The organism is Paramagnetospirillum marisnigri (genome assembly GCF_001650715.1).
In the GTDB taxonomy this organism is placed as follows: Bacteria; Pseudomonadota; Alphaproteobacteria; order Rhodospirillales; family Magnetospirillaceae; genus Phaeospirillum; species Phaeospirillum marisnigri.
The window spans coordinates 178,289-203,116 of record NZ_LWQT01000088.1 but is presented as its reverse complement, the minus strand read 5'-3'; the positions used below and the strand labels follow the sequence as shown (position 1 = coordinate 203,116).

Genomic DNA, 24,828 nt, shown 5'->3' with positions numbered 1-24,828 from the left:
GGTCTTTTGCCATGAAGCTCAAGGATTCCTCCCTGCTCAAGACCCTGGCCTATGTGAACGGCGCCTGGACCGGCGCCGCCTCGGGCGCCAGTTTCGACGTGACCAATCCGGCCACGGGCGAGGTTTTGGCCTCGGTTCCCGACATGGGCGCCGCCGAGACCCGCGCCGCCATCGAGGCCGCCAACGCCGCCTGGCCCGCCTGGAGGGCCAAGACCGCCAAGGAGCGCTGCAACCTGCTGCGCGCCTGGTACAACCTGATCATGGCCAACCAGGAGGACCTCGCCGTCCTGCTGACCGCCGAACAGGGCAAGCCGCTGGCCGAGGCCCGGGGCGAGATCGCCTATGGCGCCGCCTTCATCGAATGGTTCGCCGAGGAGGCCAAGCGGGTCTATGGCGACACCATCCCCGGCCACGGCCCCGACAAGCGCATCATCGTGCTGAAGGAGCCCATCGGCGTGGTCGCCGCCATCACGCCGTGGAACTTCCCCAATGCCATGATCACCAGGAAATGCGCCCCTGCCTTGGCGGTGGGCTGCCCGGTGGTGATCAAGCCCGCCGAGGACACGCCGCTCTCCGCCCTGGCGCTCGCCGAGCTGGCCGAGCGGGCGGGCATTCCCAAGGGCGTCATCAACATCGTCACCGCCGCCCACGGCGCCGGGATCGGCGGCGAACTGACCGCCAATCCGCTGGTGCGCAAGCTGTCCTTCACCGGCTCCACCGAGGTGGGCAAGTTGCTGATGGCCCAATGCGCCAAGACTGTGAAGAAGGTCAGCCTTGAGTTGGGCGGCAACGCCCCCTTCATCGTGTTCGACGATGCCGATTTGGACGCGGCGGTGGCGGGCGCCATGGCGTCCAAATACCGCAATGCCGGTCAGACCTGCGTTTGCGCCAACCGCCTGCTGGTGCAAGACGGGGTCTATGACGAGTTCGCCAAGCGCCTGGCCAAGGCGGTGGCGGGACTGAAGGTCGGCCCCGGCCTGACTTCCGACGCCACCCAGGGGCCGCTGATCAACCAGGAAGCCATCGAGAAGGTGGAGCGCCTGTTGGCCGACGCCCTGTCCAAGGGCGCCTCTATCGCCTGCGGCGGCAAGCGCCACGACTTGGGCCGCACCTTCTTCGAACCCACCATCGTCACCAATGTCACCAAGGACATGGCCATGGCGAGGGAAGAGATTTTCGGCCCCGTGGCGCCGCTGTTCCGCTTCCACACCGAGGCCGAGGCCGTCGCCATGGCCAACGACACCGAATTCGGCCTGGCCGCCTATTTCTACGCGGGCAATGTCGCGCGGGTGATGCGGGTGGCGGAAAAGCTGGAATACGGCATCGTCGGCATCAACGAGGGCATCATCTCCACCGAGGTGGCGCCCTTCGGCGGCGTCAAGGAATCCGGCATCGGCCGCGAGGGCAGCAAATACGGCGTCGAGGACTTCCTGGAGATCAAATATCTCTGCCTCGGCGGCATCAAGGAGTAGTACCGGTCGGCGCCTGATCCGACTCATCCTGTCATCCCGAGCGGCAGCGAGGGATCCCATCCTGGAACGACATTTCTTACTTGGCGTCCGCATTCCAGGCAGAGATCCCTCCTCCCGATGGTCGTCGAGATGACAGGTCATTTCTTACACCGACAGGTATAGGGAGTAACCCCCATGTCCTTCGTCTTCCAAAGCGTGCCCAAGCTGGTCTGCGAGATCGGCGGGCTGGCCCGGACCGGCGAGCTGATGGCCGGTCTGGGGGCACGGCGGGTAGTGGTGGTCTGCGACGCGGGCATCCGGGCCTGCGGCTTCGCCGCCAAGGCCGCCGCCAGCCTACGTGATGCCGGAATCGAGCCGCTGATCCACGACGGGGTCCAGGCCGATCCTCCGGTCGCCGTGGTGCTGGCGGCGGTGGACGCCGCCCGGGAATTCGGCGCCGACGGCGTGGCCGGCCTCGGCGGCGGCTCCAGCCTGGATACCGCCAAGCTGGTGGCCTTGCTGCTGCGCTCGGAGCAAAAGATCGAGGAGATGTTCGGCACCGACCTCGCCACCGGCAAGCGGTCGCCGCTGATCCAGATTCCAACCACCGCTGGAACCGGGTCGGAAGTCACCTGGGTCTCGGTGGTCACCAATGCGGCGGGCGAGAAGAAGGCGGTCTATTCCCGCCAGTTGCTGCCCGACATCGCCATCCTGGATGCCGAGCTGACCGTGGGCATGCCGCCCAAGGTCACCGCCGCCACCGCGCTCGACGCCATGGTCCATGCCGTCGAGGCCTATACCAGCCGCACCCGCAAGAATCCCATCGCCGATTGCCTGGCCCTCAAGGCGCTGGACCTGCTCTGCGGCAACTATGCCAAGGTGCTGCGGAATGGTCACGACATGGCGGCCCGCGCCGCCATGCTGCAAGGCGCCATGCTGGGCGGCATGGCCTTCATCAACGCCTCGGTGGCCTCGGTCCATGCCCTGGCCTATCCGCTTGGCGCCCGCTTCCACGTGCCCCACGGCCATTCCAACGCCCTGGTGATGGGGCCGGTGTTCCGCTTCAACCTGCCGGTGGCGGCGGGACTTTACGCCGAACTGGCGAGCGCGGTACTGCCGGGACAGGGCTTCGCCAATGCCTCCGCCGCCGCGGAAGCCTTCGTGGCGGAGCTGGACCGGCTGGCCGCCCTGGGCGGGCTGGAAATGCGCATGGGCAAACTGGGAGTGAGCGAGGATGACATCCCTTCCATGGCCCAGGAGGTCACGGTAGGCATCCAGCGCCTGCTGGCCAACAATCCCCGCGACATGACCCAGACCGACGTGGAGGAGCTGTACCGCTCGATCTTGTAGCCGATCTACTTCCCAAGGCTGCGGGACAATTCGTCCAGCAGCAGATGAAGCTGCTCCAGACGCTCCGCGCCAAAGGCCTGGGCGATCTGGTCGTAACGTAGTTCGGCGCCGCTGCTCACCGCCACGACCAAGGCGTGGCCCGCCGGGGTCAGCGACAGCAGAGCGGCGCGCTGGTCGCGCTCCTCGGCCCGGCGGCGGATCAGCCCCTGGGCCTCCAGGGTGCGCAGGATGCGGGTCAGGCTGGGCATGCTGATCAGGCTGGCCCGCGCCAGTTGGCCCGCCCGCATCTCGTCATGCTGCGCCAGGGCCTTCAGCGCCCGCCATTGCTGCTCGGTCAGGCTGTGGGCGCGCAGATTGGGCCGAAATCCCGCCATCACCTCTTCCCGCGCCTTCAGCAGCGCCATGGGCAGAGAGCGCGAGAACGCCCGCAGCCGCCCCAGATCATCCGAGGCCGAGGAAGAGGCAGGACTGTCTTTGGACTCCGACACGCGACTTCCGGGGGTATGGGCGAGGACTGCACGCGATGATGTCATTGCCGACCGGTTCCGTAAAGCTTGGGTGCCAGACCTTGACACATTCCCGACCGCCATGTAAGGAATATATTAGCAATTAACTTGTTAAATAAACCGGGAGGCCTGCCGTGACCGCAATCGACCCCACCCTGATCAAGTCGCAGGCCTATGTGGACGGCGCCTGGGTCGATGCCCAGGACGGCCGCCGCTTCGATGTGCTGGACCCCGCCAGCGGCGAGGTGCTGGGCAGTGTTCCCGACATGGGCGCCGCCGAGACCAGGGCGGCCATCGCGGCGGCGCAGGCGGCGTGGAAGGGCTGGCGCTCGCGCACCGCCAAGGACCGCGCCGCCGTGCTGAAGGCCTGGTTCGACCAGATCATGGCCAACAAGGACTCCCTGGCCCGGCTGCTGTCGGCGGAACAGGGCAAGTCGCTGGCGGAAAGCACCGGCGAAATCGCCTATGGCGCCTCGTTCATCGAATGGTTCGCCGAGGAGGGCAAGCGCGCCTATGGCGACATCATCCCCACCACCGCCAGTGACCGCCGCCTGCTGGTGATGAAACAGTCCATCGGCGTGGTGGCGGCGGTAACGCCGTGGAACTTCCCCAACGCCATGATCACCCGCAAATGCGCCCCCGCCTTGGCGGCGGGCTGCCCGGTAGTGGTCAAGCCCGCCGAGGACACGCCGCTATCGGCCCTGGCCCTGGCGGAACTGGCGGAACGCGCCGGATTGCCCAAGGGACTGTTCAACGTGGTCACCACCCGCCAACCCGGCGCGGTGGGCGGCGAGATGACCGCCAATCCGCTGGTGCGCAAGCTGTCCTTCACCGGCTCGACCCGGGTAGGCAAGCTGCTGATGGCCCAATGCGCCGAGACGGTGAAGAAGGTCAGCCTGGAACTGGGCGGCAACGCGCCCTTCATCGTGTTCGACGACTGCGACCTGGACGCGGCGGTGGCGGGCGCCCTGGCCTCGAAGTTCCGCAATTCCGGCCAGACCTGCGTCTGCACCAACCGCTTCCTGGTCCAGGACGGCATCTACGACGCCTTCGCCACCCGCCTGGCGGACAAGGCCGCCGGTCTGGTGGTGGGCCACGCCCTGAAGGGCGTGGTGCAGCAAGGCCCGCTGATCAATGCCGCCGCCGTCGCCAAGGTCGCCGCCCATGTGGCCGACGCCAAGGCCAAGGGGGCGCGGGTGCTGACCGGCGGCCGCCCCCATGCCCTGGGCGGCAATTTCTTCGAGCCCACCGTGCTGGCCGACGTCACCCCCGCCATGGCCTGCTTCCGCGAGGAGACCTTCGGCCCGCTGGCGCCGCTGATCCGCTTCCACAGCGAGGACGAGGCGGTCGCCCTGGCCAATGACTCGGAGTTCGGCCTGGCGGGCTATTTCTATTCCCGCGACATCGCCCGGGTGTTCCGGGTGGCGGAAGCCCTGGAATGCGGCATGGTCGGGGTCAACGAGGCGCTGATCTCCAACGAGGTCGCCCCCTTCGGCGGCATCAAGGAGTCCGGCCTGGGCCGCGAGGGCTCGAAATACGGCCTCGACGACTTCATGGAGGTCAAATATGTCTGCGTCGGAGGCCTGTCATGAGGGAGGAAGACGCCCTGGCCGCCGTGCAGGCCGCCATCGCCCACGCCCGTGACCAGGACTTGCGCATCACCGTGGCGGCGGTGGATGCGGGTGGCCACCTCAAAGCCCTGATCCGCATGGACGGGGCACCGTTCCACGGCGTCACCCTGGCCACCGACAAGGCGCGAACCTCGGCCGGATTCGGCACCCCCACCGCCGTGTGGAAGGATCGCATCGGCGCCCGCGCCCATCTGCTGGAAGGCCTCAACGGCCGCGACGGCTTCATTCCCATCGGCGGCGGCCATCCGGTGTTCCGCGACGGCGTGCTGGTGGGCGCCCTGGGCGTGTCGGGCGCCACCGAGGATCAGGACTGTGATATCGCCGCCGCCGGGGTGGCCGTCATCCGCTGAAGCTGGCGCAGGTCCGGTCGATGATGGCCAGGGCCTGATCCACCTCGGCCTCGCCGATGATCAGCGGCGGCACCAGCCGCACCACATTGTCACCCGCCCCCACCGCCAGCAGGCCGTTCAGGAACAGCCGCCCGTTGACCTCGGTATTGAGCGGCACCGTCTTCAGTCCCAGCATCAGCCCCTTGCCGCGCACCTCGGCGACGACGCCGGGATGGTGGGCGGCAATGTCGTCAAGGCCGGCGCGCAGCCGCTCGCCCATGGCGCGGACCCGCTCCAGGAATCCGGACTCCTGCACCACGTCCAGCACGGCCTCGGCCACCGCCATGGCCAGCGGATTGCCGCCGAAGGTGCAGCCATGGGTTCCGGCGGTCATGCACGATCCCGCCCGCTCGCTGGCCAGCACCGCGCCCACCGGAAAGCCGCCGCCCAGCCCCTTGGCCAGGGCCATGACATCGGGCGCCACGCCGCTGTCCTGGTGGGCGAACAGGGTGCCGGTGCGGCCGATGCCGGTCTGGACCTCGTCCATCAGCAGCAACAGGCCGAATTCGTCGGCCAGCGCCCGCAAGCCGCGCAGATATGCCGGATCGGCCGGACGGATGCCGCCCTCGCCCTGCACCGGCTCCACCAGCAGCGCCGCCGTGGCCGGGCCGATGGCGGCCCGCGCCGCGCCCAGGTCGCCGAAGGGAACATGGTCGAAGCCCTCGGCGACCGGGCCGAAGCCTTCCAGGTATTTGGCGGTCCCGGCGGCGGCCAGGGTGGCGATGGTGCGGCCGTGGAAGCTGCCGGTGCAGGCGATGACGCGATTGCGTTCCGGCCGCCCCGCCACATGGTGGAAGCGCCGGGCGATCTTGATCACCAGTTCCATGGCCTCGGCGCCGGAATTGCAGAAGAAGACCGTATCGGCGAAGGAGGAATCGGTCAGCCGCTTGGCCACCCGCTCCTGTCCCGGCACCCGGTACAGGTTGGAGCAATGCCACAGCTTGTCCGCCTGGGCGTCCAGCGCCGCCACCAGCCGGGGATGGGCATGGCCCAGGCTGTTGACGGCGACTCCCGCGCCGAAATCCAGGAAGCGGCGGCCATCGGTGGCGGTCAGCCAGGCGCCTTCCCCACTCTCGAAGGCGATGTCGACACGATCGAAGACGGCAAGCAGATGGGCGGGAAACATGGGCTCTCGACTCACTTGGCGGGCAGTTTGACCAGGGGAATATCGGCGCCACGCAACACGGTCAGGCGCTGAAGCACCTCGTATAGCTCGGCTGTCTGGCGTTCGCCGATGACATTTTCGAGAAGGCGGTATTGCTCGGCGATCAGCGGCAGCGCCTCGTCCACCAGCGCCCGGCTGCGGGGGGTCATGCGTACCAGCACCCGGCGATGATCGCTTTCCACCCGCTCCTTCACCACCAGCCCCATCTCCTCCATGCGGGCCAGCACACCCGCCAGGCTGGGGCTGAGGAACAGGCAGGTCTCGCAGATCTGCTTGGGTTCCAGCGGCTCCTGGGTGCGCAGCACCCGCAGGATGCGCCACTGCTGCTCGGTCACCCCGAAGTGATTCAGGATCGGCCGGAAGCGGGAAATGATCTCCTCGCGGGCCTGGGCCAGCAGCAGCGGCAGATTGGGATGGGCAATGATTTCCTGGCTCAACGGACACGTCCCCGAAAAAGGTCGCCGCCATGGTTGCCCCAGGCGCCCCCCCGGGTCAACTCAACTTCACGGTTGACTCACTAACATGATAGTGACATGGTGTTTGCTAACATGTTAACTACATATCGCATGTTAAATAATTCGCCAGAGGCCCGGGCCATGCACCCGGACCCGGTCGACGGCAAAACACGGAGGAAACCATGCGTATCAGGACCGCTGCCATCAGTCTCGCCGCCCTGGCGCTTTGCGCCGTCACCGCCGCCCCCCGGGCCGAGGCGGCCGATGAGGTGGTGCTGAAATTCGCCCATTTCCTGCCCCCCGTCGCCCCCGCCCATGCCCAGGTCATCGGCCCGTGGTGCGACAAGATCGCCGCGGAATCCGCCAATCGCATCAAGTGTCAGATCTTCCCGGCCATGCAGTTGGGCGGCACGCCCTCGCAGCTGGTGGATCAGGTGAGGAACGGCGTCGCCGACATCGTCTGGACCGCGCCGGGCTATTCCGCCGGTCGCTTCCCCGCCATCGAGGCGCTGGAGCTGCCCTTCATGGTGGCCAACGCCCTGGACGGCAGCCGCATGACCTGGGACTACTACACCCAGTTTGCCAAGGATGAGTTCGCCGCCTACAAGGTTCTGGCGGTGCATATCGATGGCGGCGGCCTGTTCCACACCGCCAATACCGACGTGAAGTCCCTGGCCGAGGTCAAGGGCCTGAAGCTGCGCACCCCCACCCGCCTGGCCGCCAAGACCTTGCAGTCCCTGGGCGGTGTCCCGGTGTCCATGCCGCCGTCCCAGGTGGCCGACGCCATCGCCAAGGGCGTGGTGGATGGTGGCCTGCTACCGTGGGAGCTGATGCGCCCCACCAAGATCGACGAGGTCACCAAGTTCCACATCGCGCCGCCCACCGGTCGCCCCTTCCCGGTGGCCACCGTTCTGTCCGTGCTGATGAACAAGGCCAAATACGACTCGCTTCCCGCCGATCTGAAGGCGGTGATCGACCGCAATTCCGGCCCGGTGCTGGTGGAAGCCTTCGGCAAGGTGTGGGACGACGTCACCGCCGCCAATCTGAAATACGCCGCCACCATTCCCGGCACCACCGTCACCAATCTGGAGCCCGCGCCCTATCAGGCCATGCGTGACGCCGCCAAGCCGGTCGAGGACGAGTGGGTGAAGGACGTTTCCGCCCGCAATCTGGATGGCAAGGCCCTGGCGGCCGGGGCGCACGCCCTGTCGGCCAAGTACTTCCCCGCCCAGAACTGACGGCTGGCGGCCTAGGCCGCCAACCCTTCTTTCGCGAAGGAATCGTCCCATGACGGAAATGCTTTATCCGCCCGCCGAGCGGTCGGCCCACGACGTCATCGACGCATGGCTGAACCGTACCGCCGAGGCCATGGCCTGGACCGGAGGCATCACCCTGATGGCGCTGGTGGTGATGTCCCTGGTTTCCATCATCAGCCGCAAGCTCGGCTTCCAGCCGGTCAACGGCGATGTGGAACTGATGCAGATGGGCAGCGCCATCGCGGCCGCCGCCTTCATCCCGCTATGCACCCTGCGCGGCGACCATCTGCGGGTGGAGTTCTTCACCGAGGGCTGCCGCCCCGAGGTGAAGCGCAAATTCGACGCCGTGGGCGATGCCCTGCTGGCCCTGGTGCTGGCGGCATTGGCCTGGCGCACCGGCTTCCAGGCGCTGGACGGCCGCACCACCGGCGAGGTGTCGCCATTGCTGGCCCTGCCGCTGTGGATCCCGGTGGCGCTGATGGTGCCCAGCCTGGCCCTGACCGGCCTGTGCGCCATCTACCGCACCATCGTGGAATTCACCGTCGGCCTGGAGGACCCCAAATGAGCGGAACCGAGCTCGGCCTGATCGCCTTCGGCATCCTGATGCTGATGCTAGTGGTCCGCATCCATATCGGCGTCGCCATGTTCCTGGCCGCCACCGGCATCTATCTGGTGATCAACCGGGGCGACACCAACGCCTTGCTGTTCACCTTGAACAATCTGGTCTATGCCCGGCTGTCCAATTACGACCTGGCGGTGATCCCGCTGTTCATCCTGATGGGCCAGTTCGCCACCCATGGCGGCTTGTCCAAGGCCCTGTTCCATGCCGCCGGAACCCTGATCGGCCATTTCCGGGGTGGGCTGGCCTATGCCGCCACCGCCGCCTGCGCCGCTTTCGGGGCCATCTGCGGCTCGTCCCTGGCCACCGCCGCCACCATGGGGCAGGTGGCGCTGCCGGAGCTGCGCCGCCACAACTATTCCGGCCGTCTGGCCACCGGCACCCTGGCGGCGGGCGGAACGCTCGGCATCCTGATCCCGCCCTCGGTGCCGCTGGTGATCTATGCGGTGCTGACCCAGGAAAGTATCGGCAAGCTGTTCGTGGCCGCCGTCATTCCCGGCGTGGTCGCGGCGCTGGGCTATATGGCGGTGATCCGCATCATCGTCACCCTGGACCCCAAGGCGGGCCCAGCCTCCGAGCGGGTGCCGCTGAAGCAGATGCTGCTGGCCCAGATCGGCATCCTGCCGGTGCTGCTGGTCTTCCTGGTGGTGATCGTCGGCATCTATGGCGGCTGGGCCAATCCCACCGAGGCGGCCTCCATCGGCGCGGCGGCCTGCGGCATCATCGCCGTGGCCTCGGGCGGCATGAAGCTCAAGGACGTCAAGCAAAGCATCTTCGGTACCGCCATCGCCACTGCCATGATCTTCATGGTGCTGATCGGCGCCGATCTGCTGAATTCCGCCCTGGCCCTGACCCAGATGCCCACCGAACTGGCCAATTGGGTCAAGAACAGCGGCATGCCGCCGGTCCTGGTCCTGTTCACCATCATCGGCATCTATGTGCTGCTGGGCTGCGTCATGGACTCGCTGGCCATGATCCTGCTGACCATTCCCATCTTCTATCCGGTGGTGCTCGGCCTGGAATTCCACGGCATGAGCCTGGAAGACAAATCCATCTGGTTCGGCATCGTCGCCCTGATGGTGGTCGAGATCGGCCTGGTCCATCCGCCGGTGGGCATGAATCTCTACGTCATCAACAAGATCGCCAAGGACGTGCCGCTGAAGGAAACCGCCCTGGGGGTGCTGCCCTTCCTGGCCTCGGACTTCATCCGAATCCTGGTGCTGGTGTTCTTCCCGCCGCTTTGCCTGTGGCTGGTCCATGTGACCGGCTGAACCCAAGGATCATGACCATGCGTCTGGCACGTATCAACTTTCCCGGATCGACGGCACCGCTGGTGGCGCCGGTCACCGATGACGGACAGGGCCTTGACCTGGGCGGCCGCGTCGTGGCCATCCCGGATGGCGGCTTCGCCCCCGCCGTCACCGGCTGGATCTATGGCCCGCTGCTGAACGAGTCCGCCACCCTGGACCGCTTCGGCCCCCAATTGCACGACAAGCCCTATGTGGCACCGCCCACGGTGCCGGTGCTGTATTTCAAGCCCCGCAACACCCATCTCGGCCATGGCGGACGGGTGCGCCTGCCCGCCTACTCCGAGCGGGTCGAACTGGGCGCCAGCATCGGCATGGTGTTCCGGCGCTCCATCGGCCGGGCCGATCCCGCCACCGCCCTGGACGCGGTGGGCGGCTATACCATCGTGCTCGACCTCTCCGTGCCCAATGCCAGCGTCTATCGCCCGCCGGTGCAGGAGAAGTGCTTCGACGGCGCCTGCCCGGTCGGCCCCTGGGTGGTGGATGCCGCCCGCATCGGCGACCCGGCCAAGCTGGTGGTGAAGACCTATGTCAACGGCAGCCTGGTGGCCGAACGCCGCTTCGACGATCTGGTCCGCTCTCCCTCCCGCCTGATCGCCGACGTCACCGACTTCATGACCCTGGCCGAGGGCGACGTGCTGACCCTGGGCCATCCGGTCGGCGCCGTTCCCACCGCCGGGCGCGGCGATTCCATCCGCATCGAGGTCGATGGACTGGGCGCCCTGGACTGCACCATCGAGGAGGGCTTGGCATGAAGCGCGCCCGCGTCGCCTATAACGGCGCCATTCACCACGCCCGGGTCGAGAACGACCAGGTGATCCTGGCCGATGGCCGCGCCGTGGCGGAAGATCGGGTGGTATGGCTGCCCCCCGTCGAGCCCGGCACCACCTTCGCCCTGGCCATCAACTATGCCGACCACGCCAAGGAGCTGGCCTTCAAGGCGCCGGAAAAGCCCCTGGCCTTCCTCAAGGGGCCAGGCACCTATGTCGGCCACCGCGCCGTCACCCGCAAGCCCGCCGATGCCGAGTTCATGCATTACGAATGCGAACTGGCGGTGATCATCGGGCGCACCGCCCGCGAGGTGAAGGCCAAGGACGCCTATGACTTCGTGGCGGGCTATTCGGTGGCCAACGACTACGCCATCCGCAATTACCTGCAGAACTACTACCGCCCCAATCTGCGCACCAAGAACCGCGACGGCTGCACCGTGCTGGGGCCGTGGATGGTGGACAGGGACGACGTGGCCGATCCCATGGCCCTCGACATCCGCACCTTCGTCAACGGTGTCCAGGTTCAGGCGGGCAATACACGCGACATGGTGTTCGGCGTGCCCGCCCTGATCGAATACCTGTCCTCGTTCATGACGCTGGCGCCCGGCGACGTGATCCTGACCGGCACCCCCGACGGCATCGTCGACGTCAAGCCCGGCGACCAGGTGGTCACCGAGGTCGAAGGCGTCGGCCGACTGCTCAACACCATCGTCGATGACGAAACCTATTTCCAGCGGAGCTGATGCGATGATCAAGCACCTGATCAACGGCCGTTCGGTCGAAAGCCCGACCACCATCGCCAATCTCAACCCGTCCAACAACGAGGTGATCTGCGAGATCGCCGCCGGAGGCGAGCGCGAGGTCGCCGAGGCGGTCGCCGCCGCCAAGGACGCCTTTCCCAAATGGGCGGGCCTGCCCGCCGCCCAACGCGCCAGGCTGCTGCGCAAGGTCGGCGACCTGATCAACCAGCATGTGGACGAGATCGCCAAGCTGGAAAGCACCGATACCGGGCAGTCCTATTGGCGCACCAAGAAGATGCTGGTGCCGCGCGCCGCCGACAATTTCTACTTCTTCGCCGACACCTGTTGCCATGTGGACGGCGAGACCTATCCCACCAACGACCACCTGAACTACACCTTGTACCAGCCGGTGGGGGTGGTGGGCCTGATCTCGCCGTGGAACGTGCCCTTCATGACCGCCACCTGGAAGACGGCGCCCTGCCTCGCCTTTGGCAACACCGCCGTGCTGAAGATGAGCGAGCTGTCGCCGCTGTCGGCCGACCGGCTGGGCCAGCTGGTGCTGGAAGCCGGCATTCCGGCGGGGGTGTTCAACATCGTCCACGGCTATGGCGCGGCGGTGGGCGAAGCCCTGGTCAAGCACCCCGATGTGCGCGGCGTCTCCTTCACCGGCTCCACCGCCACCGGCAACCGCATCATCCAGGCGGGCGGGCTGAAGAAGTACTCCATGGAGCTGGGCGGCAAGTCGCCCAACATCATCTTCGACGACTGCGACTTCGAGCGCGCCCTGGATGCCGCCATCGTCGCCGTCTATGGCAATAACGGCGAAAGCTGCACCAACGGCACCCGCATCCTGGTGCAGGACTCCCTCTACGACCGCTTCGTGGCCGCCCTAGCGGCGCGCACCGAGAAGGTGGTGGTGGGCGACCCGCTGGAGGAGGCCACCAATGTCGGCCCCATGATCACCCGCGACCACTGGAAGAAGGTCACCAGCTATATCGAACTGGGGATCAAGGAAGGCGCCCGGGTGGTGGCGGGCGGATTGGGCGAGCCGCCGGGCTTGGCGTCGCATTTGAGGAACGGCAACTTCGTCCGTCCCACCGTCCTGGCCGATGTGGATAATTCCTGGCGCGTCGCCCAGGAGGAAATCTTCGGCCCCGTCGCCTGCGTCATCCGCTTCAAGGACGAGGCCGAGGCGCTGCGGCTGGCCAATGCCACCACCTACGGCCTCGCCTCCTATGTCTGGACCGAGAACGGCGCCCGGGCCATCCGCATGGCCGAGGGTATCGAGGCCGGACTGGTCTTCGTCAATTCCCAGAATGTCCGCGACCTGCGCCAGCCCTTCGGCGGCATCAAGGGCTCGGGCACCGGCCGCGAGGGCGGCCACTACTCCTATGAGGCCTTCCTGGAGGTCAAGAATGTCTGCGTCTCCAAGGGCAGCCACCACATCCCCCGTTGGGGGGTGTGAATAACCGGTCCCAAGACCGGATCCGTCAGCAACAGAGCTTCACGAGAGAGGAGAGTTCCCATGGGTAAGCTGGTTTTCGCGGCCAAGGTCGCTCACGTCCCCACCATGTATCTGTCCGAGCAGGACGGCCCGTTCAAGGGCTGCCGCCAGTCCGCCGTCGACGGCCATCGCGAGATGGGACGCCGCATGAAGGAATTGGGGGTCGAGACCGTCATCGTTCTCGATACCCACTGGCTGGTCAACAACGCCTATCACATCAACGGCAATGCCCATTTCAAGGGGGTCTTCACCTCCAACGAATTCCCCCATCTGCTTGCCGACATGCCCTATGAGCATGTGGGCAATCCCGAGATGGCCGATAAGATCGCCAAGATCGCCACCGAGGAGATGGGCGTCACGGTGCGCTCGCACCACATCGACAGCCTGGAGCTGGAATACGGCACCCTGATCCCCATGTGGCTGATGGGCGCCAAGGAATACGGCTTCAAGGTGGTGTCGGTGGCCTGTCTGTGCACCGTCCACGACCATATGGAATCGGCCACGGTGGGCAAGGCCATCCGCAAGGCCATCGAGGAATCCGAGGGCAACTACGCCATCGTCGCCTCGGGCTCGCTGTCGCACGCCATCCATCCCAACACCGCGCTGAAGACCATGGATCACTTCTTCACCATCTCCAACGAGTTCTACAAGCAGGTGGACCTGCGGGCGCTGGACCTGTGGAAGGAAGGCCGTTTCAAGGAATTCACCGCCATGCTGCCGCTCTACGCCAAGACCTGCCACGGCGAGGGGCTGATGCACGACACCGCCATGCTGCTGGGGGCGCTGGGCTGGGACAGCTATGACAAGAAGGTCGAGATCGTCACGCCGTATTTCGAGGCGGCGGGTACCGGCCAGGTCAACGCGGTCTTCCCCGTGGCGGCTTGATCCCCCCTGTCTCCCTCCCCCGCCTTCGGTGGGGGAGGGGAACGCCGAGGCCAGAAGGACGACAAGCCATGCCCCACTTCATCGCCGAGTACACCGACAACATCAAGGACCGGGCCGATATCCGGGGAATGCTGAAGAAGGTCACCTGTGTCCTGCTCGACCAGGGCGGCATCTATCCCATCGGCGGCATTCGGGCCAGGGCCATCGAGCTGCACGACTATGTCATGGCCGACGACCAGGAGGACTATGCCTTCGTCCACGCCACATTGAAGATCGGGGCCGGGCGCAGCGAGGCGGTCAAGAAGAAGACCTGCGACGAGTTGTTCGAGATGATGAAGGATCATTTCGCGCCGCTGTTCGCCGCCGGATATTTCGCCCTGTCCATGGAGCTATACGAGTTCGACGAGGGCGCCACCTACAAGCACAACAACGTCCACGCCCGTTTCAAGAAGGCCTGATCCCATGCCGCTCTCGCCCGACCAGATCGCCACCGCCGCCGCCCGCCTGCATCAGGCCGAACAAAGCCGCGTCCAGTGCGGCCAGATATCCCTGGACCATCCAGACATGACCATCGCCGATGGCTATGCCGTCCAGAAGGCCTGGGTCGATACCAAGATCAGGGAAGGCCGCGCGGTGATCGGCCACAAGATCGGCCTGACCTCGCGGGCCATGCAGCAATCCTCGCAGATCGACGAGCCCGATTACGGCACCCTGCTCGACGACATGCTGTTCGCCGACGGCACCGATATCCCGCTGGAACGGTTCATCCTCCCCATGGTGGAGGTGGAACTGGCCTTCATCCTGAAGCACCGGCTGGAAGGCGAGGCCGTCACCCTGCCGCAGGTGCTCTCCGCCACCGACTATGTCATTCCGGCGCTGGAGATCATCGACGCCCGCTGCCATCGCATCGATCCCGCCAGCAAGCGCCCGCGCAAGGTGTTCGACACCATCGCCGACAACGCCGCCAATGCGGGCATCGTCATGGGTGGACGGCCGGTGCGGCCCATGGACGTGGACTTGCGCTGGGTGGCCGCCATCATGTATCGCAACGGTGTCATCGAGGAAACCGGAGTCGCCGCCGGGGTCCTCAACCATCCCGGCAACGGCATCGCCTGGCTAGCCAAGCGCTTCGCCCCCCACGGCATCGCCCTGGAGCCGGGTCAGGTGGTTCTGGCCGGATCCTTCACCCGGCCGGTACCGGCGCGGGCGGGCGACACTTTCCATGTGGATTACGGGCCGCTGGGCGCCATCGCCTGCCGCTTCGTGTAAGGAGAAGAACGCCCATGCCGCCCGCCGCCAATCCCTTCAAGCGCGCCCTGGCCGAGGGCCGCCCTCAGATCGGCCTGTGGCTGGGTCTGGCCAATGCCTATACCGCCGAACTGTGCGCCGGGGCGGGGTTCGACTGGCTGCTGCTGGATGGCGAGCACGCCCCCAACGACGTGCCGCTGCTGCTGGCCCAGTTGCAGGCGGTGGCGGCCTATCCCTCCCATCCCATCCTGCGGCCGGTGATCGGCGACGCCGCCCTGATCAAGCAGATGCTCGATATCGGTGCCCAGACCCTGCTGGTGCCCATGATCGAGAGCGCCGAACAGGCCGCCGCCACCGTCGCCGCCATGCACTACCCGCCGCGCGGCATCCGGGGTGTCGGCGCGGCGCTGGCGCGGGCCTCGGGCTGGGGCCGGGTGGGCGACTATCTCAAAACCGCGTCGGACGAGCTGTGCCTGCTGTTGCAGATCGAGACCGCCAGGGGCCTGGACAATCTGGAGGCCATCGCCCTGACCGAGGGCGTCGACGGCATCTTCATCGGCCCGGCCGATCTGGCCGCCTCGCTGGGCCATCTCGGCCAGCCTTCCCATCCCGAGGTCCAGGCCGCCATCGAGACCGCCCTGGCCAAGCTGAAGCAGCTGAAGGTGCCCAGCGGCATCCTGTCCGCCGACGAGGCCTTGGCGCGCAAATATCTGGCGGCGGGGGCCGGGTTCGTGGCGGTGGGCATCGACACCATGGTGCTCAGCCGGGGGCTGGCGGCGCTGGCGGCCACGTTCAAGGATGTCGCCGCCCCCGCCCCGGCGGATCGCGGTGGTTATTAGCCTTCCCAAGACCTTCCGCGCCCTGGAGGCGCCGCGTTACCGCCGCTATTTCCTCGGCCAGGCGGTGTCGATCCTGGGCACCTGGATCCAGAGCGTCGCCATGAGCTGGCTGGTCTATCGCCTGACCGGCTCGGCGGCGCTGCTGGGGGTCACCGCCTTCCTGACCCAGGCGCCGCAACTGGTGGTCTCGCCCCTGGCGGGACTGATCATCGACCGTTTCGACCGTCGCCGCCTATTCCTGGCGGTGCAGGCGCTGATGATCACCCAGGCCGCCGCCCTGGCGGTGCTGACCGCCCTGGATATGGTCCAGCCCTGGCATCTGGTGGCCCTGGCCGGGGTGTTCGGCGTGCTGAACAGCGTCGACACGCCGCTGCGCCAGACCATGCTGAGCCAGTTGGTGGACGACCGGTCACATCTGCGCAACGCCATTGCCCTGAACGCCTCACTGTTCAATTCCGCCCGCTTCGTCGGGCCGCCGCTCGCCGGTCTGATCCTGGCCCTGACCTCGGAAGCCGCCTGTTTCGCCATCAATGCAGCCTCGTTCCTGGGCGTGGCGGCGGCGGTGGCCCGGCTGCCCTCGCCGCCCCGTCCCGCCACCAGCGGGGGGCTGATGGAGACCTTGCGCGAAGGCATCGGCTTCGCCCGCTCCAGCCTGCCCATCCGGGTGCTGCTGGCCAGTGTCGCCGCCATCAATCTGACGGGTTCGGCCTATCTGGTGCTGATGCCGGTACTGGCCAAGGAGGTGTTCGGCGGCGATGCCCGCACCCTCGGCTGGCTGCTGGGCGCCACCGGCGGCGGCGCTCTTGCCGCCACCATGCTGGTGGCGTCGCGCCAGGGCATCCCGCCGCTGCTGAGACTGGTGCTGGCGGGCTGGGGCATCTCCACCCTGGGCCTCGCCGCCCTGGCCGCCACCAGCCGTCTGGACCTGGCCCTGGTGGCCGCCTTCGGGCTGGGCCTGGGCATTTCCTCGGTCAATGTTTCCACCAACGCCATCCTGCAATCCCTGACTCCGGATCGCATCCGGGGACGGGTCATTTCCTATTTCACGGCGCTGCGGTTCGGCATGGATGCACTGGGCGGACTGGCGGCGGGTGCCCTGGCCGCCGCCTGGGGTACCGGCCTCGCCTTGGGGCTGGAGGCGGTCCTGGTCCTGGCGGGGGCCGGCTGGATGGGCTGGCATTCGGCCGATCTGCGCCGCGCGGTGGCGGCGGGGGAAGATCACGGCTGAGGGATCAGGCGGGGAACTCGGCCATCACCCGGGCTTTCGGCCAGGTGAACGTGACACAGGTCCCCTCGGCCCGGTCGGTCTCCACCCGGATGCCGCCGCCATGGCGCTCCACGATCTTCTTGACGATGGCAAGGCCAACGCCGGTTCCTTCGAATTCATCGCGGGCGTGCAGGCGCTGGAAGATACCGAACACCCGTTCGGCATGCTCGACGGGAATGCCGATGCCATTATCCGTGACGCTGATCCGCCAGGCGTCCTCCAGGTCGTGGCAGGCCACCACGATCTCGGGCGGCCGCTCGGGGCTGCGGTACTTGACCGCATTGCCGATCAGATTGAGGAACAGGCGTTCCATCTCGCTCTGATCGCCCATCACCACCGGCAATTCGCCATCGGCCCGTACCCGCGCCCCCGATTCCTCGATTTCGAATTGCAGATCGGCGGTGGCCGAGGCCAGGGCCTGTTCCAGGCTGACCTGCTGGTCGGTGGCGATACGGCCGACGCGGGAATAGGTCAGCAGATCATTGATCAGCCGGTCCATGCGCCGCACGCCGTCCCGCACGAAGCCCATATATTCCTGGGCATCGCCGTTGAGGTTGCCCTGAAGCTCCTCTTCCAGCAGCGAAACATAGCTGCCCACCACCCGCAACGGCTGGCGCAGGTCATGGGAGGCGACATAGGCGAACTGCTCCAGCTCTTCGTTGGAGCGCCACAACTCGCGGATCAGCCCGTCCAGCTCGTCTTCCAGCCGCTTCCTTTCGGTCACGTCCTGGATGATGGAATCCAGCCGGATCGGCGTCCCCGCCGCATCCACCTCCACCTCAGCCCGGCCGTTGATGATACGGATGTCGCCATCGGGGCGGATGATGCGGAAATTCCGCTCCAGCCGCCGCCCTTCCTTCGCCACAAGCTCCAGCGCGGCCTCGACCTCGGCGCGGTCCGAGGGATGGACGCAGTCCAGGAACAGCGACATGGACGGCTGGACCTCACCCGGGGTCAACCCCAGGATGGCATGAAATTCATCGGACCAGAGGGATTGGCCGCTTCTCAAGGAGCGCTCGGCGATGCCGAGCTGCGCCACCCGCTGCACGCTGGCCAGCAAGGCCTGGCTGCGTTCCTCGCTGCTGGCCCTGCGGTTCCGGTGGCGCCGGTCCATGGCCGCACCGGCCACCGCCCCCAGAAACGGAGACAGGCACAGGCAACCGAGCACCAGCGGTGTCGGTCCCGCTGCGGCCCACAGGGCGGCCCCCGACGGCAAGGCCACCAGCGCAGCCAATGCCGCCCCTTTCAGCACAGTCGCCTGGGCGCTTGACGTGATCTGAGTGATTATCCGCATCCTTACCGAAGGGTCACCTGGGCTCAAGCTTAGTGTTCCCATACCAATGGTCAAGTTGATACGAATGACAGGCCCTACGGCCAGGGCCATAGTCATGACTTTCAGTGAGTGTCGTTCCGATGCCCAGACAATACCCGTCCCATCCCCTGCTCGGCGTCCTGGCCCTGGTCACCCGCGACGACCGGGTTCTGATGGTCTTGCGGGCCAAGGAGCCCGACAAGGGCAAATGGGGTTTTCCCGGCGGCTTGGTGGAACTGGGCGAGACGGTGCTGGCCGCCGCCCTGCGCGAACTGTCCGAGGAAACCGGCCTGGTCGCCGAGGCGGACAAGGTGGTGGACGTGTTCGACGTCATCACCCCCGATGCCGGGGGCCGCGTCCGATATCATTTCGTGCTGAACGTGGTGGCCTGCCGCTGGCTGGCGGGCGAGGCGGTGGCGGCCGATGATGCCGCCGATGTCGGCTGGTTCAGCCTGACCGAGATCGATGATCCCGGCCTGGTCTGCAGCAGCAATGTGGGGCGGCTGGCCCGCATGGCCCTGCCGCCCCGATAGACCGAGACCTATCCCCGGGCGGCGGTGCGGCCGCCACCGGGCAGACCCTTGAAGCCCGGCTTGCCCTGGGGCTTGCCGCCCTGGGCCGGACGGGATGAGGACTGGGCCGGGCGACCGGCGCCGCCATGGCCATGCCCGCCGGGCTTGGCCGCATGGGCATGCTCGCCATGGGGGTTGCCGCCGCGTCCGGCCTGCGGCCGCGCCTGGGGCGGACGGGGAGCCTGGACGCGGGGCTTGGGCTTGCCCGAACCGCGCGACGCGATGTGCGGCGCATGGAAGGCGTGCTCGTAATCCACCGGCACCGCTTGGCGGATGGTCTTCTCGATGGCCCGCAGATACGACACTTCCTCGGCGTCGCACAGGCTGAGCGCGATGCCGCTGGCCCCGGCGCGGGCGGTGCGCCCGATGCGGTGGACATAGCTTTCCGGCTCGTTGGGCAGCTCGAAATTGATCACATGGGTGACGCCGTCCACATCGATGCCGCGCGCGGCGATGTCGGTGGCCACCAGCGCCTTGATGCGGCCGTCACGGAAATCGGCCAGGGCCTTCTGGCGGGCGCCCTGCGACTTGTTGCCGTGGATGGCGTCGGCGGTGATGCCTTCCTTCTCCAGCAGTTCGGCGACCCGGTTGGCACCGTGCTTGGTGCGGGTGAAGACCAGGGCGCGGCCGACGCTGGGGCAGCCCAGCAGCTCGGCCAGCAGGGTGCGCTTGTTCTCGCGGTCAACGAACATCACCTTCTGGTCGATCTTTTCCACCGTGGTGGCGGCGGGGGTGACTTCCACCTTGACCGGACGGTGCAGCACGCTATCGGCCAGGCCAACGATGGTTTCCGGCATGGTGGCCGAGAACAGCACGGTCTGGCGCGACTTCGGGATGGCGGCAACGATCTTGCGGATGGGCAGGATGAAGCCCATGTCCAGCATGCGGTCGGCCTCGTCCAGCACCAGCACCTCGACCGAGTCGAGACGGATGGCGCCCTGGTTCATCAGGTCCAGCAGACGGCCGGGGGTGGCGACCAGGATGTCGACGCCGCCCGCCATGCTCTTGATCTGGGGGACCATGCCGACGCCGCCGAACACCAGGGCGTGGCGCAGACGGTAGTGGCAGCCATAGGTCTTGAAGCTTTGGCCGACCTGCACCGCCAGTTCGCGGGTGGGGGTCAGCACCAGAACGCGGGTGCTCTTGGGCATGGCGCGCTGCTTGATCTGGTCCAGGCGCTGCAGGATCGGCAGCGCGAAGGACGCGGTCTTGCCGGTGCCGGTCTGGGCCAGGCCCAGCATGTCGCGGCCTTCCAGCAGATGGGGGATGGTCTGTTCCTGGATCGGGGTCGGCGTGGTGTAACCCTCGGACTCAAGGGCCTTCAACAGGGGTTCGGCCAGGCCGAGTTCGGAAAACAACGTCATCAGGTCTCTTTCTTCAACAAGGCGTCGTGATCGCGCCAACCCCTTGGGCGGCGGCGGACGACAGCGGGATAAACCCGCGGGCTGCGGGTCCGGATCGTTCCCTGGGCGCGCGGCCATGGGGCTATGGGCAAGGGAGTCTGGGCTCGGGACGGAAGGCGGCCGGTCTTTGCTAGGAGACCATGTGGCGCCGTGCGCGCTGTCCTCGAGCAGCCGAACGCGGATCGTCCGGAGCGAGGCGACCCTGCGCTACTTGCGGTGCAAAGTCAAGCGCCGCCGCTCCCGCCAGCATGCGAATCGCTATCACCCAAAAAATATGTTGGAATCCGTGATGCGAGTCATTATCATGCTCATAGTGACGTTCGGGACCCTACCGGAGAGTTCGCCATGTATGTCTGCCTCTGCCACGGATTCACGGACCGTCAGGTGCGCAGCGCCGTAGCCGAGGGCGCAGGCAATCCCAGTCAGGTGTTCCGGCAGTTCAACGCCAAGCCCCAATGCGGCAAATGCGTTTCCACCATGCGCGAACTGGTGGACGAGTCCAAGGGCGGCTGCGGCAAGACGGCGGGCTGTCCCTGCGGCAAGCGGAACTGAGTTCCGCCGCCCCGTCTCCCACACTTATTCGTCGTCGAAGCGCCCGGGACAAGGCGGCAGGTCGGGCAACAGCTCGTTGCCGTCCAGTTCCGCCACCGCCCTCGCCTTGAGCGCCCGCCGCAGGATCTTGCCCGTGGAGGTCTTGGGCAGTTCGGCAATGAAGTGAATTTCGCGCGGCGCCAGGGCGGCACCGAGTTCCTGGCGGGCAAAGGACAGCAGTTCGGCCCGAAGCGCATCGCCCGCCTCGAAGCCGGGATTGAGCGAGGCGAAGGCCACCGGCACCTCCCGCAGCAGCAGGTCGGGCTTGCTGACCACTCCCACCTCGGCCACCGCCGGATGGTCCATCAGCATGCCTTCCACCTCGAAGGGGCCGATCTGCTGGGCGCCGCATTTGATCATGTCGTCGGCGCGCCCCACGAACCAGAAGAAGCCATCGGCATCGCGCCGGACGAGATCGCCAGTGAAATACCAGCCATCGCGGCAGCATTTGCCGACCCGGTCATCGCCGCCGATATAGCGCGAGAACATGGCGGGCCACCCCTGGCGCAACGCCAGTTCGCCGACCGTATCGGCATCCGTCACCATCTGGGCCGCGCCGTCCTCGCATCGAACCACGGCGGCCTCGACCCCAGGCAGGACGCGCCCCATGGAGCCGGGGCGACGCCCCTGGCCGGGAGCGTTGGCGATGATGATGGCGCCGGTCTCGGTCTGCCACCAGGTATCCAGGAAGGGCACGCCCAGGGCCTTGGCTCCCCAGCTCACCGCCTCGGCGTTCAGCGGCTCGCCCACGCTGGCGGCCACCCGCAGGCTGTTGTCGCGATAGGAGCGGGCCAGGGCGGCGCCGAAACGCATCATGGTGCGGATCGCCGTCGGGGTGGTGTACCAGGCGGTCACCTTCTCGTCGTGCAGGATGCCGTACCAGCGCCGGGGCTCCACATCCGCTTCATCCACCAGCAAGGTGGCGCCGCAGACCAGCGGGGCGATGACGCCATAGGCGGTGCTGGTGACCCAGCCGGGATCGGCGGTGCACCAGAAGACATCCGCCTCGGTCAAGCCGAATACCGCCCGCCCGGTCATCAGATGGCCGAGAACCGCGCCATGGGCATGGACAACCCCCTTCGGGGTGCCGGTGGTGCCGCTGGTGAAATGCAGGAAGGCGGGATCTTCGGCCTTGGTGGAATGCGCCGCCATGGGCGTGGCGCCATCCACCAGGGCCTTGAAATCGAGGCACCCTTCGGGCAACGGACCCGTCGCATCCTCGGCGCGGACCAGCAGGACCTGGCGCAGGCCGTCCAATGCCGCGCGGCTGGAAACCAGCTTACGCAGATATAGATCTTCCGAGGCGATCAGGATACGGGCCTGCCCCACATCCAGCCTGGCCTTCAGCGGACCCGGGCCGAAGGCACCCGACAGCGGGCAATAGACACCGGCGGCTTTCCAGATTCCCAGGGCCGAGGCATAAAGCTCGGGGACGCGATCCAGCAGCACCGCCACGCTATCCCCGTGGCCGAGCCCCAGTTCGGACAGAACGGCGGCGATCCGGCCGGACCAGGCCGCCAGTTCGTCATATCCGATATTGCGACGGTCCTGGTGGCGGCCAATCCAGCGGATTGCCACGGCATCACCGCGTCCCGCCGCCACATGGCGGTCGGTGCAGGCAGCGCCGAGATTTAACGGGCCGGATGCCGATCCCGCCAGTTCAACCGCGAATTCATCCCAGGAAAAGCCCTGGGCAATGTTCTTTTCCTCGCTGGTCTTACCGGACTTCGCCGAAGCCATGCGTCCTCCCGAAACCTGTGCGGCGGTGGATGACTGCCGGACCTCCCCAGGCATCCTGCTCCCCACCTTCGCCGTCATATTGGGTCAAGCCCCGCCTTGCGCGCAACCACGCGTAACGCAGACCACCGATGCAGCATCAAAAAAGCTCAGCGCGGCGCCAGCATGCCGCCGTCCAGAATGGCCGAGGCGATGCGCTCGCCGATCAGCCTATTGAAACGCGGTGAATAGTGCACAGTGTCGATATAGGCATTGGCATCGGCGGGCTCTTCCTCGGCCAGCCACAGCAAGCCCTTGTCCCACAGCCGCCCCTCGGACTTCATCAGCGCCATCTTGGGATACCCCCGCGCCGAGTTCATGTGATAGCCCAGGGCCTCCTCCTTCACCGGGAACGGCCGCTTGCGGTTATCGTAGGTATAGGTCGGCACCGGCTGCTGCACGAACAGGGTCTTGAATCCCAAACGCTCGCCCGCCGCGTCGATCAGGCGGCGGTTGGTGTCCAGCCGGGTGATGACCTTGTCCACATCGGCCTCGGTCTCGCAGAAGCTGCCCCATTCGCGCACCATCACCGACTTGTCTCCGCCCAGATGGCGGGCCAACTGCACCACCGAGGACCGGTGCGACAATTCCAGGGCGATGGGCATGCGGGACCGCGCCCGGGTCAACTGGGTCAGACGCTCGTTCCAGGCCGAGACGTCGGGAATGGTGCAGTAGTAGAAATCGTTGAGGCCATCGACGAACACCGCCACATCGGGCTTGACCCCGGCGGTGAGCTGGCGTTCCAGGGCGATGCGTTCCTGGGTCGAGAAATACGACACAACGGCGAAATTGAACACCTGGACATCGTCGCGCCCGGCCGCCGCCAACGCCTTTTCCACCTGCGCCGGAATGGTTTCGTCGTCGGCGACGCCGATACCCATGGCGGTGGAGCCGCCATAGACGAAGACCTTCGGCCCGGCCGCCGCCAGTTCCTGGCCCGCCCGGCCATTGGAGCGATAGCCATCCTCGGCGATATTGAAATGCTTGCCCTTGTAGGGCGTCATCTTGTACTCGACGAACGGGCTGTAGACGGTATCGGACTGGCGCCAGCTTTCCGACATGATCTGTTCGTAGCGGGCGACATCGTCGGTATCATACAGCTTGCGGATATCGTCGGGGGTCCAGCTGATGGCGAAGGACGGGCGTTTCGCCCGCAGCATCTTCAAGGCCCAATTGGAGGCGGTCTCGGCGATGGTGATGCCGATCACCGAGCATAGCAGGATCACCGAGACCGAAACGAACAGGCGGCCCAGCGGATTCGATTGTTTCCGACGCATCCGGCAAATACCTTACGATGGCGAGGCCTTGGTGATACCGCGATTGCGCCAAGGGAGCAATGAGGAGAAATCAGGCATGTTCGTCCTTCATCCCAGACTGGAGGCAGATACCATCGCCATCACCGACTGGCCGCTGTGCCGGGTACTGCTGATGAAGGACGCCAACTACCCCTGGCTGGTGCTGGTGCCCCGCCGGGATGGAGTGAACGAACTGACCGATCTCGGCCCCGAACATCGGGCCGCCCTGATGGAGGAGGTGACCCGCGCCTCCGAAGGCCTGCGCGTCCATGCTCGCCCCGACCGCATCAATGTGGCCGCCCTGGGCAACATGGTGCCGCAACTGCATGTCCACGTCATCGCCCGCTTCACCACCGACGCCGCCTGGCCGAAGCCTGTCTGGGGCGCCGCCCCGTCCCAGCCCTATACCGACGAGGCCCTGACCAATCGCCTGATGGAACTGCGCGACATCCTGAAGTGAGGCGGTGCGGCCGAAAATGAAAACGGCGCCGGATCGC

General features: G+C 66.7%; 25 protein-coding genes. 18 read left to right on the top strand and 7 right to left on the bottom strand.

Translation table 11 applies throughout. The annotated features are described in order from the left end of the window. The first annotated feature begins 11 nt into the window (after positions 1 to 11). The gene (locus tag A6A04_RS16925; protein ID WP_068494973.1) at positions 12 to 1,472 is read left to right on the top strand and encodes an NAD-dependent succinate-semialdehyde dehydrogenase; all 1,461 of its coding nucleotides are present in this window, start codon (positions 12 to 14) and stop codon (positions 1,470 to 1,472) included. 174 nt (positions 1,473 to 1,646) lie between these two features. Further along, a complete protein-coding gene (locus A6A04_RS16920) occupies positions 1,647 to 2,801 on the top strand; it encodes an iron-containing alcohol dehydrogenase (RefSeq protein WP_068494971.1) in 1,155 nt (384 codons plus the stop codon). Positions 2,802 to 2,806: 5 nt separating this feature from the next. On the opposite strand, the gene hpaR (A6A04_RS16915) is transcribed toward A6A04_RS16920, so the two are convergent. Continuing rightward, on the bottom strand, positions 2,807 to 3,289 hold the full coding sequence (gene hpaR, locus A6A04_RS16915; protein ID WP_068494969.1) for a homoprotocatechuate degradation operon regulator HpaR: 483 nt from the start codon (positions 3,287 to 3,289) through the stop codon (positions 2,807 to 2,809). Positions 3,290 to 3,441: 152 nt separating this feature from the next. Between hpaR (A6A04_RS16915) and A6A04_RS16910 the strand changes: the two genes are divergently transcribed. Beyond that, a complete protein-coding gene (locus A6A04_RS16910) occupies positions 3,442 to 4,899 on the top strand; it encodes an NAD-dependent succinate-semialdehyde dehydrogenase (protein WP_068494967.1) in 1,458 nt (485 codons plus the stop codon). After that, on the top strand, positions 4,896 to 5,288 hold the full coding sequence (locus A6A04_RS16905; protein ID WP_068494965.1) for a GlcG/HbpS family heme-binding protein: 393 nt from the start codon (positions 4,896 to 4,898) through the stop codon (positions 5,286 to 5,288). The genes A6A04_RS16910 and A6A04_RS16905 overlap by 4 nt, the downstream gene beginning before the upstream one ends. Here A6A04_RS16905 and A6A04_RS16900 read toward each other — a convergent pair. Together A6A04_RS16900 and hpaR (A6A04_RS16895) are read right to left on the bottom strand one after the other, a co-directional pair. Next, complete coding sequence (locus A6A04_RS16900; protein ID WP_068494963.1) at positions 5,278 to 6,453, bottom strand: aspartate aminotransferase family protein; 1,176 nt, start codon at positions 6,451 to 6,453, stop codon at positions 5,278 to 5,280. The two genes, A6A04_RS16905 and A6A04_RS16900, sit on opposite strands and share 11 nt — an antisense overlap. Positions 6,454 to 6,464: 11 nt before the next feature. Continuing rightward, positions 6,465 to 6,929, bottom strand: a complete 465-nt coding sequence (gene hpaR / locus A6A04_RS16895) for a homoprotocatechuate degradation operon regulator HpaR (RefSeq protein ID WP_068494962.1) — start codon at positions 6,927 to 6,929, stop codon at positions 6,465 to 6,467. 200 nt (positions 6,930 to 7,129) lie between these two features. Between hpaR (A6A04_RS16895) and A6A04_RS16890 the strand changes: the two genes are divergently transcribed. The 11 genes from A6A04_RS16890 (at position 7,130) to A6A04_RS16840 (ending at position 17,343) form a co-directional block, all read left to right on the top strand. After that, positions 7,130 to 8,185: a TRAP transporter substrate-binding protein gene (locus A6A04_RS16890; RefSeq protein WP_068494960.1), complete on the top strand. Its 1,056-nt coding sequence runs from the start codon at positions 7,130 to 7,132 to the stop codon at positions 8,183 to 8,185. 49 nt (positions 8,186 to 8,234) lie between these two features. After that, complete coding sequence (locus tag A6A04_RS16885; protein ID WP_172822803.1) at positions 8,235 to 8,768, top strand: TRAP transporter small permease; 534 nt, start codon at positions 8,235 to 8,237, stop codon at positions 8,766 to 8,768. Next, complete coding sequence (locus A6A04_RS16880; RefSeq protein WP_068494958.1) at positions 8,765 to 10,093, top strand: TRAP transporter large permease; 1,329 nt, start codon at positions 8,765 to 8,767, stop codon at positions 10,091 to 10,093. Before A6A04_RS16885 ends, A6A04_RS16880 begins: the two co-directional genes overlap by 4 nt. A 17-nt stretch (positions 10,094 to 10,110) precedes the next feature. Next, positions 10,111 to 10,884, top strand: coding sequence for a fumarylacetoacetate hydrolase family protein (locus A6A04_RS16875; protein WP_172822802.1), 774 nt, complete (start codon positions 10,111 to 10,113; stop codon positions 10,882 to 10,884). Next, positions 10,881 to 11,642, top strand: coding sequence for a fumarylacetoacetate hydrolase family protein (locus A6A04_RS16870; protein WP_068494956.1), 762 nt, complete (start codon positions 10,881 to 10,883; stop codon positions 11,640 to 11,642). Before A6A04_RS16875 ends, A6A04_RS16870 begins: the two co-directional genes overlap by 4 nt. Before the next feature lie 4 nt (positions 11,643 to 11,646). After that, complete coding sequence (gene hpaE, locus A6A04_RS16865; RefSeq protein WP_068494955.1) at positions 11,647 to 13,104, top strand: 5-carboxymethyl-2-hydroxymuconate semialdehyde dehydrogenase; 1,458 nt, start codon at positions 11,647 to 11,649, stop codon at positions 13,102 to 13,104. 60 nt (positions 13,105 to 13,164) lie between these two features. Continuing rightward, on the top strand, positions 13,165 to 14,028 hold the full coding sequence (hpaD, locus tag A6A04_RS16860; protein WP_068494952.1) for a 3,4-dihydroxyphenylacetate 2,3-dioxygenase: 864 nt from the start codon (positions 13,165 to 13,167) through the stop codon (positions 14,026 to 14,028). A 68-nt stretch (positions 14,029 to 14,096) separates the two neighbouring features. After that, positions 14,097 to 14,486 carry a 5-carboxymethyl-2-hydroxymuconate Delta-isomerase gene (locus tag A6A04_RS16855; protein WP_068494950.1) on the top strand — a complete coding sequence of 130 codons (390 nt, stop codon included), beginning with the start codon at positions 14,097 to 14,099 and terminating at the stop codon, positions 14,484 to 14,486. Between the two features lie 4 nt (positions 14,487 to 14,490). Next, complete coding sequence (gene hpaH, locus A6A04_RS16850) at positions 14,491 to 15,297, top strand: 2-oxo-hept-4-ene-1,7-dioate hydratase (protein WP_068494948.1); 807 nt, start codon at positions 14,491 to 14,493, stop codon at positions 15,295 to 15,297. Positions 15,298 to 15,311: 14 nt separating this feature from the next. After that, positions 15,312 to 16,115 carry a 4-hydroxy-2-oxoheptanedioate aldolase gene (hpaI, locus tag A6A04_RS16845; protein WP_068494946.1) on the top strand — a complete coding sequence of 268 codons (804 nt, stop codon included), beginning with the start codon at positions 15,312 to 15,314 and terminating at the stop codon, positions 16,113 to 16,115. Then, entirely contained in the window at positions 16,105 to 17,343 is a 1,239-nt protein-coding gene (locus tag A6A04_RS16840; protein ID WP_245651260.1) for an MFS transporter, read from the top strand. The genes hpaI and A6A04_RS16840 overlap by 11 nt, the downstream gene beginning before the upstream one ends. Before the next feature lie 4 nt (positions 17,344 to 17,347). Here A6A04_RS16840 and A6A04_RS16835 read toward each other — a convergent pair whose 3' ends face one another. Continuing rightward, positions 17,348 to 18,676 (bottom strand): sensor histidine kinase, encoded by a 1,329-nt coding sequence (locus A6A04_RS16835; protein WP_245651259.1) that lies wholly within the window; start codon positions 18,674 to 18,676, stop codon positions 17,348 to 17,350. A 119-nt stretch (positions 18,677 to 18,795) separates the two neighbouring features. Between A6A04_RS16835 and A6A04_RS16830 the strand changes: the two genes are divergently transcribed. Beyond that, a complete protein-coding gene (locus tag A6A04_RS16830; protein WP_068494941.1) occupies positions 18,796 to 19,227 on the top strand; it encodes an NUDIX hydrolase in 432 nt (143 codons plus the stop codon). Between the two features lie 8 nt (positions 19,228 to 19,235). On the opposite strand, the gene A6A04_RS16825 is transcribed toward A6A04_RS16830, so the two are convergent. After that, the gene (locus A6A04_RS16825) at positions 19,236 to 20,630 is read right to left on the bottom strand and encodes a DEAD/DEAH box helicase (RefSeq protein WP_068494939.1); all 1,395 of its coding nucleotides are present in this window, start codon (positions 20,628 to 20,630) and stop codon (positions 19,236 to 19,238) included. A 384-nt stretch (positions 20,631 to 21,014) separates the two neighbouring features. Between A6A04_RS16825 and A6A04_RS16820 the strand changes: the two genes are divergently transcribed. Beyond that, a complete protein-coding gene (locus A6A04_RS16820; protein WP_068494937.1) occupies positions 21,015 to 21,221 on the top strand; it encodes a (2Fe-2S)-binding protein in 207 nt (68 codons plus the stop codon). 24 nt (positions 21,222 to 21,245) lie between these two features. Here A6A04_RS16820 and A6A04_RS16815 read toward each other — a convergent pair whose 3' ends face one another. Both A6A04_RS16815 and A6A04_RS16810 read right to left on the bottom strand, forming a co-directional pair. After that, the gene (locus A6A04_RS16815) at positions 21,246 to 23,000 is read right to left on the bottom strand and encodes an AMP-binding protein (protein WP_068494935.1); all 1,755 of its coding nucleotides are present in this window, start codon (positions 22,998 to 23,000) and stop codon (positions 21,246 to 21,248) included. A 146-nt stretch (positions 23,001 to 23,146) separates the two neighbouring features. Further along, entirely contained in the window at positions 23,147 to 24,313 is a 1,167-nt protein-coding gene (locus A6A04_RS16810; protein ID WP_068494933.1) for an SGNH/GDSL hydrolase family protein, read from the bottom strand. Positions 24,314 to 24,389: 76 nt separating this feature from the next. Here A6A04_RS16810 and A6A04_RS16805 point away from each other — a divergent pair, with 76 nt between their 5' ends. Continuing rightward, positions 24,390 to 24,791 (top strand): HIT domain-containing protein, encoded by a 402-nt coding sequence (locus A6A04_RS16805; RefSeq protein WP_068494931.1) that lies wholly within the window; start codon positions 24,390 to 24,392, stop codon positions 24,789 to 24,791. The last annotated feature ends 37 nt before the right edge of the window (positions 24,792 to 24,828 follow it).

Coding starts and splice junctions, on each gene's coding strand:
- A6A04_RS16925 (WP_068494973.1), top strand. CDS start 12: ATGAAGCTCAAGGATTCCTCCCTGCTCAAGACCCTGGCCTATGTGAAC.
- A6A04_RS16920 (WP_068494971.1), top strand. CDS start 1,647: ATGTCCTTCGTCTTCCAAAGCGTGCCCAAGCTGGTCTGCGAGATCGGC.
- A6A04_RS16905 (WP_068494965.1), top strand. CDS start 4,896: ATGAGGGAGGAAGACGCCCTGGCCGCCGTGCAGGCCGCCATCGCCCAC.
- A6A04_RS16900 (WP_068494963.1), bottom strand. CDS start 6,453: ATGTTTCCCGCCCATCTGCTTGCCGTCTTCGATCGTGTCGACATCGCC.
- A6A04_RS16890 (WP_068494960.1), top strand. CDS start 7,130: ATGCGTATCAGGACCGCTGCCATCAGTCTCGCCGCCCTGGCGCTTTGC.
- A6A04_RS16885 (WP_172822803.1), top strand. CDS start 8,235: ATGACGGAAATGCTTTATCCGCCCGCCGAGCGGTCGGCCCACGACGTC.
- A6A04_RS16880 (WP_068494958.1), top strand. CDS start 8,765: ATGAGCGGAACCGAGCTCGGCCTGATCGCCTTCGGCATCCTGATGCTG.
- A6A04_RS16875 (WP_172822802.1), top strand. CDS start 10,111: ATGCGTCTGGCACGTATCAACTTTCCCGGATCGACGGCACCGCTGGTG.
- A6A04_RS16870 (WP_068494956.1), top strand. CDS start 10,881: ATGAAGCGCGCCCGCGTCGCCTATAACGGCGCCATTCACCACGCCCGG.
- hpaE (WP_068494955.1), top strand. CDS start 11,647: ATGATCAAGCACCTGATCAACGGCCGTTCGGTCGAAAGCCCGACCACC.
- hpaD (WP_068494952.1), top strand. CDS start 13,165: ATGGGTAAGCTGGTTTTCGCGGCCAAGGTCGCTCACGTCCCCACCATG.
- A6A04_RS16855 (WP_068494950.1), top strand. CDS start 14,097: ATGCCCCACTTCATCGCCGAGTACACCGACAACATCAAGGACCGGGCC.
- hpaH (WP_068494948.1), top strand. CDS start 14,491: ATGCCGCTCTCGCCCGACCAGATCGCCACCGCCGCCGCCCGCCTGCAT.
- hpaI (WP_068494946.1), top strand. CDS start 15,312: ATGCCGCCCGCCGCCAATCCCTTCAAGCGCGCCCTGGCCGAGGGCCGC.
- A6A04_RS16835 (WP_245651259.1), bottom strand. CDS start 18,676: ATGCGGATAATCACTCAGATCACGTCAAGCGCCCAGGCGACTGTGCTG.
- A6A04_RS16830 (WP_068494941.1), top strand. CDS start 18,796: ATGCCCAGACAATACCCGTCCCATCCCCTGCTCGGCGTCCTGGCCCTG.
- A6A04_RS16825 (WP_068494939.1), bottom strand. CDS start 20,630: ATGACGTTGTTTTCCGAACTCGGCCTGGCCGAACCCCTGTTGAAGGCC.
- A6A04_RS16820 (WP_068494937.1), top strand. CDS start 21,015: ATGTATGTCTGCCTCTGCCACGGATTCACGGACCGTCAGGTGCGCAGC.
- A6A04_RS16815 (WP_068494935.1), bottom strand. CDS start 23,000: ATGGCTTCGGCGAAGTCCGGTAAGACCAGCGAGGAAAAGAACATTGCC.
- A6A04_RS16810 (WP_068494933.1), bottom strand. CDS start 24,313: ATGCGTCGGAAACAATCGAATCCGCTGGGCCGCCTGTTCGTTTCGGTC.
- A6A04_RS16805 (WP_068494931.1), top strand. CDS start 24,390: ATGTTCGTCCTTCATCCCAGACTGGAGGCAGATACCATCGCCATCACC.